This window comes from Idiomarina sp. OT37-5b (assembly GCF_002968395.1).
Classification (GTDB): Bacteria; Pseudomonadota; Gammaproteobacteria; order Enterobacterales; family Alteromonadaceae; genus Idiomarina; species Idiomarina aquatica.
The window spans coordinates 2,429,653-2,444,526 of the sequence record NZ_CP027188.1 but is presented as its reverse complement, the minus strand read 5'-3'; the positions used below and the strand labels follow the sequence as shown (position 1 = coordinate 2,444,526).

The 14,874-nt window shown below is 48.5% G+C and carries 13 protein-coding genes and 1 tRNA gene; 12 read left to right on the top strand and 2 right to left on the bottom strand.

The genetic code is table 11. From position 1 onward, the window contains the following. Positions 1-162: 162 nt before the first annotated feature. The 5 genes from C5610_RS11515 to tgt all read left to right on the top strand — a co-directional run bounded on the left by C5610_RS11515 (position 163) and on the right by tgt (position 4,315). A complete protein-coding gene (locus tag C5610_RS11515) occupies positions 163-615 on the top strand; it encodes an RNA polymerase sigma factor (protein WP_262339871.1) in 453 nt (150 codons plus the stop codon). Then, a complete protein-coding gene (locus C5610_RS11510) occupies positions 593-1,138 on the top strand; it encodes a hypothetical protein (protein WP_105307272.1) in 546 nt (181 codons plus the stop codon). Before C5610_RS11515 ends, C5610_RS11510 begins: the two co-directional genes overlap by 23 nt. Continuing rightward, positions 1,138-2,028, top strand: coding sequence for a hypothetical protein (locus C5610_RS11505; protein WP_105307271.1), 891 nt, complete (start codon positions 1,138-1,140; stop codon positions 2,026-2,028). Before C5610_RS11510 ends, C5610_RS11505 begins: the two co-directional genes overlap by 1 nt. A gap of 99 nt (positions 2,029-2,127) precedes the next feature. Continuing rightward, the gene (queA, locus tag C5610_RS11500) at positions 2,128-3,177 is read left to right on the top strand and encodes a tRNA preQ1(34) S-adenosylmethionine ribosyltransferase-isomerase QueA (RefSeq protein ID WP_105307270.1); all 1,050 of its coding nucleotides are present in this window, start codon (positions 2,128-2,130) and stop codon (positions 3,175-3,177) included. Positions 3,178-3,199: 22 nt separating this feature from the next. After that, positions 3,200-4,315: a tRNA guanosine(34) transglycosylase Tgt gene (gene tgt / locus C5610_RS11495; RefSeq protein ID WP_105307815.1), complete on the top strand. Its 1,116-nt coding sequence runs from the start codon at positions 3,200-3,202 to the stop codon at positions 4,313-4,315. Here the strand turns inward: tgt and C5610_RS11490 are convergent. Continuing rightward, positions 4,291-5,727: a serine/threonine-protein kinase gene (locus C5610_RS11490; RefSeq protein ID WP_158682697.1), complete on the bottom strand. Its 1,437-nt coding sequence runs from the start codon at positions 5,725-5,727 to the stop codon at positions 4,291-4,293. The genes tgt and C5610_RS11490 overlap by 25 nt on opposite strands. Positions 5,728-5,982: 255 nt before the next feature. Here C5610_RS11490 and C5610_RS11485 point away from each other — a divergent pair, with 255 nt between their 5' ends. The 7 genes from C5610_RS11485 (at position 5,983) to C5610_RS11455 (ending at position 13,305) form a co-directional block, all read left to right on the top strand. Beyond that, on the top strand, positions 5,983-6,669 hold the full coding sequence (locus C5610_RS11485) for a hypothetical protein (RefSeq protein ID WP_158682696.1): 687 nt from the start codon (positions 5,983-5,985) through the stop codon (positions 6,667-6,669). A gap of 86 nt (positions 6,670-6,755) precedes the next feature. Then, positions 6,756-6,971 (top strand): 30S ribosomal protein S21, encoded by a 216-nt coding sequence (rpsU, locus tag C5610_RS11480; protein WP_006954239.1) that lies wholly within the window; start codon positions 6,756-6,758, stop codon positions 6,969-6,971. A 167-nt stretch (positions 6,972-7,138) separates the two neighbouring features. After that, complete coding sequence (dnaG, locus tag C5610_RS11475) at positions 7,139-8,887, top strand: DNA primase (RefSeq protein WP_105307267.1); 1,749 nt, start codon at positions 7,139-7,141, stop codon at positions 8,885-8,887. A 125-nt stretch (positions 8,888-9,012) separates the two neighbouring features. Continuing rightward, a complete protein-coding gene (gene rpoD / locus C5610_RS11470) occupies positions 9,013-10,848 on the top strand; it encodes an RNA polymerase sigma factor RpoD (protein WP_105307266.1) in 1,836 nt (611 codons plus the stop codon). A gap of 75 nt (positions 10,849-10,923) precedes the next feature. Next, the gene (locus C5610_RS11465; RefSeq protein WP_105307265.1) at positions 10,924-11,700 is read left to right on the top strand and encodes an amidohydrolase family protein; all 777 of its coding nucleotides are present in this window, start codon (positions 10,924-10,926) and stop codon (positions 11,698-11,700) included. 70 nt (positions 11,701-11,770) lie between these two features. Further along, on the top strand, positions 11,771-13,183 hold the full coding sequence (locus C5610_RS11460) for a sensor histidine kinase (RefSeq protein WP_105307264.1): 1,413 nt from the start codon (positions 11,771-11,773) through the stop codon (positions 13,181-13,183). A gap of 46 nt (positions 13,184-13,229) precedes the next feature. After that, a tRNA-Ile gene (locus C5610_RS11455) sits at positions 13,230-13,305 on the top strand. A 191-nt stretch (positions 13,306-13,496) separates the two neighbouring features. On the opposite strand, the gene C5610_RS11450 is transcribed toward C5610_RS11455, so the two are convergent. Continuing rightward, the gene (locus C5610_RS11450; RefSeq protein ID WP_158682695.1) at positions 13,497-14,873 is read right to left on the bottom strand and encodes an AAA family ATPase; all 1,377 of its coding nucleotides are present in this window, start codon (positions 14,871-14,873) and stop codon (positions 13,497-13,499) included. Position 14,874 lies beyond the last annotated feature (1 nt).

The following is a 14,874-nucleotide window of genomic DNA, read 5'->3' as shown; positions in this document are numbered from 1 at the left end:
TTTTGTTCATTATCGACTTTATAAACAAATCCTCGGACGCAACGACACGTGTTTAAAAAAAGCGATAAAAAACTAGCCGAACAGGCGCTCAAAGGGAGCAGTAAGGCTTGGGTAGCTCTGGTTAAACGCTATGAACAAAGAGTCTTTCATTACGGCTTGCGTATGCTGCCGAATGCAGATGATGCACTGGATTTAGTGCAGGAAACCTTTGCCAGTGTGTTTCGGAGCCTGCACAACTGGAATCAGCAGCATGCCTTCAGCGGCTGGTTGATGACCATCGCGCATCGACGTTGCGTTGAGTATTACCGCCGCCGTAAGGAGGAAGACGGCTGGGATATTGAGCAACACGATCAGGCGGACGAATCGTTGCAGGCATCGCCCGACGAAAGTGCCGACTTTGAGCAGCAACAACAGCGCATCATACGAGCGTTGCAGCGTTTGCCGATGGAACAACGCGCGGTGGTCGAAGCAAAGTTCTTTCGCCAGTTGACGACGCGGGAAATTGCTGAACAACAGGGTGAATCAGAGAATACGGTTAAGTCTCGGCTGTATGCTGGGTTGGATAAATTAAAGGTGTACCTGGAGGATGTCTATGAACAAGCCATCGTCAAATAACAAACCAAGCTTTGAGCAGTGGCTAACCGATGCCGGCGAGCAATACCGCAGTGCGGAAAACATGCCGGAGTGGGATCGCGAAGCCATTTTCCGGGCGCACTACCGGCCGACCGGCAAATTATCCTGGTGGTCTCAGCCAATGGCATTCGCATCCTTTGCCCTGTCTTGTCTGGCGGTATCGCTGGTGGTTGTGCAAAGTTACCGGGCCGATATTGATGCTCAGGTTGATGCTCGAGTGGCTGAAATTGTTGAGCAAAAGCTGAGTGTTTTCGAGGAGCAGCAGAAAATGCGACTGGCTCAGCAAAGTAAGGACTTGCGTAACGATTTTCGTGAACAGCTGTCAACGTCGACCACACAACTGGCGACTTACATCCTGGCCACCAACCGGCAGGAACGGCAAGCTGATATGGAAAACCTGGTTGAGTACGTAAACGATACTCGCGAAGAAGATATTACATTCTATGCACAGCAATTACGCCGTGTGGGAATGCAAAACCATCCACCGATGTTGGAGAATGAGTGATGAAAAAGTGGCTATTATCGCTGGCTGTAGCAAGTGCCTTTTATGGCGCAGCCGCTCAAGCGAACGAACCTTATAGTGAATTAAAAGACCAGTTAGAAATTTTTACCGGCATCATCCAGACAGCGGCTCGACAAAGCGGTGATGACGAAGCCCGTTTGTCGGACTTTCGATACACCTATGTGCGCGATCAAGGCGTGATTTACCGAGTTCGACTTGGCCAGTCTGGCTGGCGTTTCGTGGCGCCTGATGCGCCGGAGCCGCCAATGCCGCCGGAAGCCGCTGATATGGGAGAGTTTGCCCGTGATTTGCAACTGGATGTCGTGGTTGAGCAGGGATTGCGAACGGCGCACCGGATACTCAGTAAGCTCAGCGGTGAATACTCGGAGGAATGGTTTGAGTTGTCGGAAAAGCAGCGTGACCTTGCCTGGGATATTCGCGAACAGGAACGAGAGCTGCGTGATATTGAGTTCCGGCTACGTAACACCGAAGACAGTGAAAAGGCGGAGCTGACCCGTGAGCGTAATGAGATAAAGCGGCAATTAGATGAGCTACGGGCGGAGCAGAGCGCATTGAGGGAAAAATCCGAGGCATTGAAGCAAGAATTAAAGGCTGAGCGTGAAAAAATCCGTCAACAACAGATAGAAACGCGCGATAAAGCCATTGCCAATGCTGAGCAACTGTTGTCAAAAACCCTCTGCGATTACGGCATAACACTGAAAGCACTGCCACAGGATGAGTTTGTCACCTTTATTCTGGAGGGGGCGGACAATAGTGCCGGTGAGCGTCGTCGGGATCGCGTTTATGTGTTTGCAATGGACGACATTCGCGAGTGCAGCGGTAATGACGGGGCCGCTGACTTGATTGAAGCAGCGAAGCCGTACTACTTTTAATACCGACTAACCGACCAACCCTACCGGCAGCCGTGACAGGCTGCCGAGTTTCGAGTAAAATCCGCGCACATTAGTCATTAAAGTGAATGCAGTATAATCATGACCCGGCCTGATACCTCGCTCAAAGTCAGCGATTTTAGTTTTGATTTACCGGACGAACTGATCGCGCGTTATCCTCAGCAGCAACGTAGCGCCAGTCGCCTGCTAACGGTCAACCAGCAACAACAGCGTATCGAGCATAAAATGTTTAAAGACATTGTCGCTGAGCTCGATGCCGGCGATTTGTTGGTTTTTAACGATACGCGGGTTATCCCTGCACGACTGCTGGGCGAGAAAGTTTCTGGCGGTAAGGTCGAAGTGTTGGTGGAGCGGTTGCTGGACGACCATCGCGTACTTGCCCATGTGCGCGCTAACCGTGCACCCAAACCGGGGCAGGAATTACGGTTGGAGGGTAAAGTGACGGCAACCATGGTGGCTCGTCATGATGCTCTGTTTGAATTGCGCTTTGAACACGATGAGACGGTATTGGAGTTGTTGGAGCAGTATGGCCATATGCCGCTGCCACCCTACATTGATCGTCCCGATGAGGACAGTGACAAAGAACGTTATCAGACCGTCTACAACCGTGAGCCAGGAGCGGTTGCCGCGCCAACGGCGGGGCTGCACTTTGATGATGACATTTTACAGCAGTTGACCGACAAAGGCGTTGAGTTTGCTTATGTGACCCTGCATGTCGGCGCAGGTACCTTTCAGCCAGTGCGGGTAGACGACATCAAAGAGCACGTCATGCACAGCGAATACGCCAAAGTGCCTGCTGAAACGTGTGAAAAAATTAAGGCAACGAAAGCTGCCGGCAAACGTGTCGTCGCGGTTGGCACAACCTCGGTGCGGTCACTGGAATCGGCGGCTGCCCGGAGTGACGAGCTGATCGAACCGTTTTTTGACGATACTGACATTTTTATTTATCCCGGTTTTGAATTTAAAGTCATTGATGCGCTCATCACTAACTTTCATTTGCCGGAATCAACCCTAATTATGTTGGTTTCTGCCTTCGTCGGCAAAGACCTGATTATGGACGCCTATCACCAGGCTATAGCCGAAAAATACCGCTTTTTCAGTTATGGCGACGCGATGTTCCTGTCGCGCTAACGATAACGAAGCTTAGAATATGATGAAATTTGAACTTGATAAAACACATGGACGAGCTCGTCGCGGACGCATGAAGTTTGCACGCGGCACGGTAGAGACTCCGGCATTTATGCCGGTCGGCACCCTGGGTACCGTAAAGGGGATGACTCCAGAGGAAGTGAAGGAAACCGGTGCCGAAATCTGCTTGGGCAATACGTTTCACCTGATGCTTCGTCCGGGTACGTCGATCATTCAACAACACGGTGATTTGCACGACTTTATGAATTGGGATAAGCCGATTCTGACAGATTCAGGCGGTTTCCAGGTATTCAGTTTGGGCGAGTTGCGTAAAATCACCGAAGAAGGCGTAACGTTCCGCTCGCCGATTAACGGTGAGAAGATTCTGCTGACACCGGAAAAGTCAATGCAGGTTCAGCGGGAGTTAGGCTCAGATATCGTGATGATTTTTGACGAATGCACGCCTTACCCGGCAACTCAGGCGGAAGCGCGTCAATCGATGGAGTTATCGTTGCGTTGGGCTGAGCGCTCAAAGAAAGCGCACGAAGGGAATGACGCGGCGTTATTCGGCATTATCCAAGGCGGAATGTACGAGGAATTGCGGGATATCTCATTAAATGGCCTGACCGAGATTGGCTTTGATGGTTATGCTATCGGTGGACTTTCCGTCGGCGAGCCGAAAGAAGACATGATGCGCATTTTAGAACACACCACACCACAAATGCCGGTGGAAAAACCGCGTTACCTTATGGGCGTTGGTAAGCCGGAAGATTTGGTCGAAGCGGTGCGTCGTGGTGTCGATATGTTCGATTGTGTGATGCCGACACGAAATGCCCGTAACGGTCATCTTTTTATCAGCACCGGCGTGGTTAAGATTCGAAATGCGGTTCATCGTACCGACACTGGTCCTTTGGACCCGGATTGTGACTGCTATACCTGTAAGAATTATTCGCGGGCCTATTTGCACCATTTGGATCGCACCAACGAGATTCTAGGGGCGCGTCTGAATACCATTCATAATCTGCGTTTTTATCAACGCGTGATGAGTGATATGCGCCATGCGTTGGATGAGGGTACTTTCGATGAGTACGTGCAGAACTTTTATGCTGCCAGAGATCAGCAAGTACCGGTGCTTGACTGACCCAGGTGTTTTTCAACCCGGCATTGGAACTGGGTATAACGTTCTAAAGCGGGCTGTTTTTTAACAGCCCGTTTTACTTCCGACAAGGCGCGTTGAGCCCAGCGATCAGTCAAATGTTCCTGATCTTTATGTAATTTCGCTAAGTTGAAATAAATTCGTGCTCGTGTGAACGACAACAAGTGATCGTCACTGCTAATCTCTTTTCTTTCCTCAAGCTGTGCCAGGGTATCGAGCAATAGCGCTGATAACTCCGAGGTACTGAATAAACGCTGATAGCTCAGTAGAAAATCGATCAGTTGCATTATCGGACGAATGTTCGCTTCTTCGGAAACGGCAATGGCGCGGCGGTAATATTGCACGGATTTTTGTGCCTGTTTGCGCGCTTCATTATGTTTATTGTCAATCTGTAATTGTTCGGCATAAAGCGCGTAAGCCGTTGCCTGAGACATCAGTTCTTCTCGCAGTTTGATGTTCTCGGTATTGCCACGTGTCATCGTAAAATCGATGTTGTGGACAACAGTGACGGCGGCTGCAACGGCCAAACAACTTCCGGCGACAACCGCAGCGATAGGTAGCCAAGGGCGCTTAGGGTAACGGAGAGGGCCTAACGCCTCAACCAGTTGCGTTGCTGAATGAAAACGCTTGCCTGGATCGCGGGCGATACAATGCAAAATGATACGCCGCAGCGGCGCGGGACATCGGTCATTGTGTTCGCGAAGCAGCTTTTCCGGATGCTTATTGGGTGCCTGACCGGTAATCAAAAAAAACAATAATGCGCCCAGGCTATAAATATCAACGCGCTCTCGCTGGCGCGGGTTGATGACATCGCCGTTGCTTTGTTCAGGTGCTGCAAACAAAGGCGTAACTCCAAAACCACGCGCACGAATCGGGTGGCTATGACGGCCGGCAATACTCATATCAATCAGTGTTGGGAAAGGTTCATCACCATCTTGTTGCTTAATAATGACATTGCCCGGATTAATGTCGTTATGAACCAGCCCTGCGGCGTGAAGCTCACTCAAGCCCTCGGCCAATTTGTGAATGATCTTAATTGCGGAGGCGGTGCTTAACTGTCCGGCCAGCTCGGTCAGCCGTGGACCTTCAATCAACTCCATAACCATGAATAGGGACGAGTGTTCATCAACCGGCTCGCCGATATCGTATATCGAACAGATGCTGGGATGATTCACTTTGGCCAGGGCTCGGGCTTCGGCAACCAGTCTTTGGCGTGCGATAAGCGAGGGGTTGCGAATAAACTTTATCGCTACCATGCGTTGCAGCATGTCGTCCCATGCTTTAAATACAAGTCCGCTGCCGCCACCACCAAGGTATCCCTTACAGTGGTAACGATCGGCTATTCGATAAGGAAATCGAGCCTCTTCGGTTGTATTTATCGGATCCTCGGGGGCCAAAGTCGCACCTTTTTGCGTTATTTTGAGGTCATTAATCCATTTTCAGTGTACCTATATCCTCGGTTTCAGGACAAAACAAGTTGCCTTTAAGGTAGGTATTTGAACAGGGTGGCGTCAAACGACGTCAAAAAAATGTGCATAAAATCAACTATTAACATTCTGAAAAAATGCGCTATGCTGGAACCATCGCCAATCAACAACACTTACGGTATGCAAACGAGCAAGCACAAATTAATAGCCTCTGGGTACAATCAGGTGGTGGAATTACAGTGCGCATCTCAGGCCGGACACGACACGAATGGACGGTTCCATTTTACGTTGATTGGTCAGCATTATCCAGACTATCTGATTCTTGAAGTGTCACATTTATATCGCTGGCAGGACGTACTGCCGGCGTTGCGCGGCAGTGATCAACTGGTCATGCGAACCATCTCAGCGCAGGGCGAAGTTATCGTCGGCTCGGTTGACTTGATCCACGCCACCCAGTTCCCCGATAAGTTGTTGTTTGTTTCTTATCCTAAGAACTCCCAAACGAGATCGTTACGAAAGACACCACGAATGCAAATTGAAGTGCGTGGGCAATTGACACTTGAGGGTGAAAAGCAGCCGATGACTAATGGGCTGCTGCATGATATGGCGGCACATGGTTTTGGCTTTGACTGCGAAGGTGTATTACCGTGTTTTGAAGGCCAACTGCTTGGCAAAAACGCGCAATTAACGATTCAATTGTCTGATGATGAGCATGAAACACGGGCGGTGCGTATCAAGTCTGTTGAAGAAGCTGGACCTAAGCAGTGGCGTATTGGCCTGGAGTCAGTGATGAACGATGATGATCGGGTCGATCTCATGCATCGGCTGTTAATGAACTCTATCCCTGTCTTACAACTGAAAAGCTCGGGACGATCGGAAGGATCAAATTCGGATAAGGCTTTACAAGAGTAATTTGACTCGGTACAATTCAGCACCAATTAAACCCGTAGTGGTTAATTTTTAATCAAAATAGATAATTTACCCGAGGTGATTTTTTAATGCCAGTCGTTAAAGTGAAAGAAAACGAGCCGTTTGACGTAGCTCTGCGTCGCTTCAAGCGCTCTTGTGAAAAAGCAGGTGTTCTGTCTGAAGTTCGCCGTCGTGAACATTACGAAAAGCCAACTGCAGAACGTAAGCGCAAGAAAGCAGCAGCTGTAAAGCGTCACGCTAAAAAGCTGGCTCGCGAGAACGCTCGTCGTACACGTTTGTACTAAGCTTTAGCCTCGAAGACAGGCAAAGCGAAGAGCGAAACCTTTCGCGTAATGACAATGACTTGCTAATTTAGTCTTGTTTCGAAAGCCGTGTCGGAATGCCGTCGCGGCTTTCTTGTTTTTGGTAACCCTTTCAGTTAGGGGCAACAGAACTAAGGGCGATAACGCGTATGGCAGGGCTTATCCCAAAATCATTTATTCATGATCTGCTGGATCGTGCTGATATTGTGGAAGTTGTCGACAGCCGTGTGCCGTTAAAAAAAGCCGGTAAAAATCACCAGGCCTGCTGCCCATTCCATAACGAAAAAACGCCGTCGTTTACTGTTAGTCAGGATAAGCAGTTTTACCATTGTTTTGGTTGTGGTGAGCACGGCAATGCCATCGACTTTTTAATGAACTACGATGGGCTCGACTTTCCGGATGCGGTTGAAGAGTTGGCCAGCATGCTGGGTTTAGATGTGCCTCGGGAGCAATCAAATACTACGCCGCAACAGCAGCAACAGCGTCAGCAACAGCAGCGTCAGGACAGTGAGTTAATGAGTCAATGCGCGCGGTACTATCAACATCAGTTGAAACACCACGCACAGGCTGAAAAAGCCATCTCCTATTTAAAGAAACGCGGATTAACCGGCGAGATCGTCAAGAAATTTCAAATCGGTTATGCCGGCGACGAGTGGGATGGGGTGCTCAACACCTTTGGCCGCTCCGGACAACAGCGCCAACAATTGGTTGACTTAAAACTGGTGAACCGGAATGACAACGGCCGTCATTACGACTTTTTTCGTGACCGCATCATGTTTCCAATCCATGACCGGCGTGGACGAGTCGTTGGATTTGGCGGCCGGGTGATCGACAGCGATGGTCCGAAATACCTGAACTCGCCGGAAACCCGGCTGTTTCACAAAGGGCATGAACTGTACGGCTTCTGGCATTTACAACAACAGCGTAAACGCCCCGAGCAAGTTGTGATTGTTGAGGGCTACATGGATGTCGTCAGTTTAGCGCAGGCGGGTATTGATTATGCCGTCGCATCTCTGGGTACGGCAACGACCACAGAGCAACTGCAGCGTTTGTTCCGAACCACTTCCACGGTGGTATGTTGTTATGACGGCGACCGAGCCGGTCGCGACGCCGCCTGGCGGGCACTGGAAAACGCCTTGCCGCTGTTAAAAGACGGCGTCGATATGCGCTTCTTGTTTCTGGCTGACGGAGAAGATCCGGACTCGCTGGTGCAAAGCAAAGGAGCTGAGGCTTTTGAGCAACAATTAGCGCAGGCAACATCATTTATTGACTACTTTTTTGAACATTTGCTGGCTGACATCGATCCAAGTAATGACGCTGGACGTTCTCAATTATTGAGTGAAGCAAAGCCCCGTATCGAAAAAGTTGCGAGTGACTTTTATCGCGAATCACTGATGGAAAAACTCGCGAACTTGCTGCGTCGGGACCGCTCGCAACTTGAACGTTACGTGGATAAACCGAAACAGCAACGGATGACGCCGCAGGCGATGAAAATGACACCGTTACGTAAAGCCATCGCATTGCTGTTACAGTACCCGGGGCTTGGGCAAACGGTACCGGTTCGAGAAGAACTCGGGCAACTCCGTTTGAACGGTGTTGAGTTGTTTATGCAACTGCACCGGCAAACCGCGGCTCAGGCAATGACCACGGCGCAGTTGCTGGAAGCTTGGCGGGACACAGAATTTCATGGTGCCCTTGAAAAACTGGCGGTTTGGGAGCACCAATTAGATGAGGAGCAAATCAATGCAGAATTTTATGACATCTTTGTTTTTCTCATCGATCAGTACGTTGAACAACGTGCGAACGACTTGTTACGAAAAGAGCAAACACATCAGCTTAATAGAGCTGAAAAGCAGGAATATTTGATGCTATTACAGCATCTGAGGAAAAAGCAGTGACAGGCCGGAAGTGAGTGTTTTGCTGGCCTAAAAGGCAGCAATCTGTTATACTTTCTGGTCATTTTGGGTATTCTCACTGATTTTTCATTGTTATCTCATTGTCAGTTATTGGGTGGAACGTCTGTATGCAGCAGAGTCGGCAATCGCAACTTAAAGTCCTTATTGCGAAAGGCAAAGAACAAGGGTTTTTAACATTCGCTGAGGTTAATGACCATTTACCTCAGGAAATTGTTGATTCCGATCAGATAGAAGATATTATTCGCATGATCAATGACATGGGTATTCGCGTGTTCGAGAGCGCGCCGGATGCCGATGACTTGATGATGGCGGAAAGTGCTGCGGACGAAGATGCCGCAGAAGAAGCCGCACAAGCACTTGCAACGGTTGACAGTGAAATTGGTCGCACGACCGATCCGGTGCGCATGTATATGCGTGAGATGGGTACCGTTGAGCTGTTAACGCGCGAAGGCGAAATCGACATTGCCAAGCGTATTGAAGAAGGCATCAACCAGGTACAGTGCTCTGTTGCTGAATACCCGGAAGCGATTAACTTCCTGCTTGAACAATGGGATTCCTACGAAGCCGAAGAGCTTCGCCTGACCGATATCATTGTTGGCTTTATCGACCCCGATGAAGTGGACGAGGCACCGGTCAGCGCCACGCACGTCGGTTCTGAACTTTCAGAAGAAGAGCTGGAAGAAGAAGACGATGATGACGATGACAGCGAAGACGAAGAAGAAGCCGATACTGGCATCGATCCTGAGTTTGCCCGCGCAAAATTCACTGAGCTACGTGAACAGTACGAAGTGACCCGTCAGGCCATCATTGATAATGGCCGTGACCACCCGAAAGCGCGCGCTGAAATTGATAAATTGAGCGAGCTGTTCAAGCAGTTCCGGTTAGTGCCAAAGCAGTTTGATCGTCTGGTGAAAGACATGCGTGACATGATGCATCGTGTCCGCGTGCAAGAGCGCCTGGTGATGAAAGCTTGTGTGGAACAGGCTGGCATGCCAAAACGCGCGTTCATGAAAGCATTCTCTGGTAACGAGAACTCAATGGCCTGGGTCGACGAGCACATCAACGCCGGTGAAGGTTATTCTGAAGGTTTGCGTGAGATTCGTGGCGATATCGAACGTAGTGTCACCAAACTGCTTGAAGTGGAACGTGAAACCGGGCTAACCATTGCCAAGGTAAAAGACATTAACCGCCGCATGTCGATTGGCGAAGCGAAAGCGCGCCGGGCCAAAAAAGAAATGGTCGAAGCGAACCTGCGTCTGGTTATTTCAATTGCTAAAAAGTACACCAACCGTGGTCTGCAATTCCTGGATCTGATTCAGGAAGGTAACATCGGCCTGATGAAAGCGGTGGATAAGTTCGAGTACCGTCGTGGTTACAAGTTCTCAACCTACGCAACGTGGTGGATCCGGCAGGCGATCACACGTTCGATCGCGGATCAGGCGCGTACCATTCGTATCCCGGTGCACATGATCGAAACGATCAATAAGCTGAATCGCATCTCACGTCAGATGTTGCAGGAAATGGGTCGGGAGCCGCTGCCGGAAGAGCTGGCAGAACGAATGATGATGCCGGAAGATAAAATTCGCAAAGTGCTTAAAATTGCGAAAGAGCCGATTTCGATGGAAACGCCGATTGGTGACGACGAAGATTCGCATCTGGGTGACTTCATTGAAGACAATACGCTGGATCTACCGATTGACTCAGCGACCTCGGAAAGCTTGCGCAATTCGGTTCGTGAAGTGCTTGGCGGGTTGACCGCGCGTGAAGCGAAAGTGTTGCGTATGCGCTTCGGTATTGATATGAATACGGACCACACATTAGAAGAAGTGGGTAAGCAGTTTGACGTAACAAGGGAACGAATTCGTCAAATTGAAGCCAAAGCATTACGTAAATTGCGTCATCCAAGTCGCTCTGAACAACTGAAGTCGTTCCTGGACGAGTAATAAGGTCTGCGATTTACGTTCTTAGGCCAGATGCGTTAATCTGGCCAAACTAGGAAGATAAGCTCAGGAGGCACTATGGGAAATAGCCGCAACAACTGGCCAAAACGGATTATTGATTCGCACCTGCATATTTATGACGATCAATTTCCGTTGATTGAAAACCAAGGGCATATCCCAGAGCCTTTTTACATTGACGATTACCGTAAGCTTGTTACCGGTATGCCAATTGAAGGCGGTGTTATTGTTTCTGGCTCATTTCAGGGCTTCGAACAACGCTACCTTAAAGCGGCACTGGAAAACTTGGGCGACAACTATGTTGGCGTGACTCAGTTACCCGGTAGCGTCAGTGATGAAAAGATTCAACAGCTGAATGAGCACCGTATTCGCGGTGTGCGAGTTAACCTTAAGCGCGGTGTGCACCGTGATATTGAAGGTATCGTTGAATTTGGTCAGCGCATCTGGGATCTGGCCGGTTGGCACTTAGAAATATACGTCGATAGCCGAGAGCTAGACGATATGGTGCCGACCTTACTGAAGCTGCCTAAGCTCAGCGTTGATCACCTGGGTATGGCAAAATCAGGCTTGTCGCAAGTGCGCCGCCTGGCCGAAGGTGGGGTAAAGATTAAGGCCAGTGGCTTTGGTCGCACCGAAGTGAATGTCTCGGATGCAATGAAAACGCTTTATAAAGCCAACCCTGACTGCTTAATGTTTGGCACCGACTTGCCAGGCACGCGCAGTAACCGCTCTTTTGAACCAAGTGATATCGATACCATGATTGAAGCCTTGGATGATGAACAAGCGATCGATAAAGTTTTCTATGAAAATGCGCGAGAGTTTTATAAGCTCCCGTAACGGTCTGTCTTAATTAAAGCGTGGTTATTGGGTGTACTCTCTGTCTTCCCATTCAAAACTGAATCGATGGATGGCGATGATTTTCATCGCCATTGCCGTTTCTGGTTTTGTATTTACCCTTTGGCAATCGGCGCAACAAACGGTTTCTCAGCAAACTGCGCTACTCAGTAAAAATTGCGAGCAACTGCAGACCGACATCCAACAGCTTTTCCCCCGTAATGAGCAGAAGCAAGTTCGCGTTGGCAATCCCGACTTACTGCAGCAACAAATCAACCGCGTAACGGCCAATTTACCAGGCGTTGAAGGCGGCTTTTGGCATATTCATACCAACTTTTTCGGCTATGCCTTCCCCACCTATCTTGGCAGCGACATTAAAACGGATGTACCCAACGCCGAAAAAACCTTGCTAAGCTCGTTGTCTCAGCGCGCCCTTGAACAGGACCAGTTAGTCGAAGCGGTGCAACGTAATGCCGATAGTGCGCTGATAGCAGTGGCCTGCCCGATAACAACACACGAAGGACTCAGTGCCTGGTTAATGCAGCGCGCCAGTCTGGTTCCTGTGCACAATACGATAACGACCGGCGTGTTGTTTGTATTGCTGGGTGTGTTGGCGATTATAATGCTGGCGCAGACCATAAAATTTGAGCGGCGCTGGTATCTCGAGCGCGACCGTTTGGTTAAGCAGGGCGAAGATGAGTCGAAACCGGTGCCGGTAACGTCCGATATTAACGAAATACAACCGTTATTGATGTTGTTGTATCAAGCACGGCAGAAAAACATCAACCTGGAGCGAACTATAACAGCGCTCGAGGCTAAATTGAGTCGAAACCAGGAGTTGTCGCATATCGCGCGGTTATCCTCGTCGTTGGCTAGAGAGTTGGTGCTACGGGTCGAACAGTGGAAACTGAGCGTCCAGCAACTGCTATCGGAAAAGCAGTCAATCGACAACGACCAGTTGGACGTATTGCTCGAGGACTTGCAGCGGATAGAAAACCTGGTGGTAGGGTTTGAAAATCTCGATACCCGGAATCCGGGCCGCGATGGTAACGAAACCCTGACGCTACAACCATGGTTAGAGCAAATTATTACCTTCCATCAGCAACGTACCGCCAATGATGGTCAGACGTTAACCGCGATTTGTCCTGAGCCGCTGACGCTGACAAGCAACAGCTTGTTGGTGCGTTTCGCGCTCGACACATTGATAGCCCACGCCCTCAATTTTGGTCCTAATAAGGGAGAAGTGCTGATCAAAGCCAGTGGCGACGAGCACGAGGTAGTGATTGAAGTCATCGATGAGTTTGAAGGATTATCTTCGCAAGACGAACGCAGACTGTTCCGGCAGGACGATGTCTTGCCTCAGCACTATGGTAATGGCCTGAAGCTGGCACGCGATGCCGTGCAAGCCATTGGTGGTGACGTGAGTTATCAATCCGATGGCGCAAACTCACGATTTATCATGCAGATACCCATGACAAGCGAGTAAAAAGTTCGTATAATCTGCGCCGCTTAAACGCATTCCATCCTGATATGGCCCCTTAGCTCAGTGGTTAGAGCACCCGACTCATAATCGGTTGGTCCCCAGTTCAAATCTGGGAGGGGCCACCACTAATATAGATGTTTTTAGCGAAAGTGAACGCTAACATCTCGGGTAATTTAGCTAGCAGGGGTCAAGTAACGGGTCAAGTAAGCTGAAAAAAATAGATTAAAAAAAGCAGCCTTTCACTATTTCAGATGTTCTCGATGTTTTGAGGGCTCAATTTTTCATAAATCGCCAGTGTCACTCAATTTATCTAATTCTATGGATTGAGAAAGGCTATTATTCTTGCTCTAAACTCCTGAACCTCTTCCGGATATTCCTTTTCAAGTAATGTGTAGAGCCGCTCAGCAGAAATTAGCTGAGTCTCGTTGTATTTAGAGGTAAGCTGACCAAAGAGATTCCTTGCACGTTTTTTCAAGTTGCCACCATCGATAGTTGGCACTCTAGGAATATCAGGGTGTTCGTTTTCGTATTGCGCATATACTTCTTTTTCTATGCTCCTGAATGGGAGTAGTAGATATCGCCCCTCTAAATCCTCCAAATATCGCTCACCTTCTTGGTCGCCATCTAAAACCGCCAGTATATTATCAGCTGGCCCAAAAAACTCTTCGTCATTATTCCGGATGGCGATGTCCTTAACTTGGCTCCCGCCACCAATATAGATAACGTGGTACAAATAGAAGGGGGTAGGCTCGATTTTTGATATTACCCAGTTTATGTAGTGTTCTAAGCGTTTATCCTCTGTGAGGATGTACTTATCTCGCCCCTTAAATCCAAACATGATTGACTTAACATAGTTGAAAGAACGGGGCTGTATTGAAACCACCCCAGTGTCTTCATTTATGTCCATGAAGTAAATTTCGTCATTGTCGAGAGTTTGTATTAGCGCCAGAGAATGGGTCGTAAATACAATGTTCGTCTCGTATTCAATACAGAGCTCTCTGAGTGAGCTAATCAGATTAACTTGCGCGCTAGCGTCAAGCGATATATCTATTTCATCTATGACGATTAATTTTTTTTCTTTGATGATTTGCTTATATAAATTTATAACGAAATATTCGCCAGAGCTAAGATAATCTTCTCTTATATAAAAGCGTTCATCGTTATCCTTAAGGATGAAGTAATAAGTCTTGTTATCGATAGTAACTTCTCGAAGATCGCTAAAAGAATTATTTCGATAGACTTTGTTCAAGAACTCAATAAGTTCATAAGGCGTTTCGAACTCGCCTACTGCTATTTTTGAACGTAACTGAGCATCAATATCTGCGAGTCGACGAAAATGACTAAATCGCTCACCATGAGGTATTGCAAGCTCAACGTTAATTAGCCGTCGAAGCTCATCTGGAATATTCTGCTTGGTGTCGATAGAATTTATGAATTTGTTGTACCCAAAAACAATATCTTCATCAAGTGTACTTACCGAGTATGTGATCGAACTATCTTGATTGAATATATAGGGAGCAGCAGTCTGAATGAAGGTATCGTTGTATGAAATATTCCGAATAGCTCTAAGCAACGTGGTTTTGCCAATACTATTCTTGCCTGCAATACACATTAGTTTATTGTGCTGAAGACTTAGACTAACGTGTTGGTGTTTAATATGTTGTACGTTTCTAATTGAGATATCTAGTTGCACG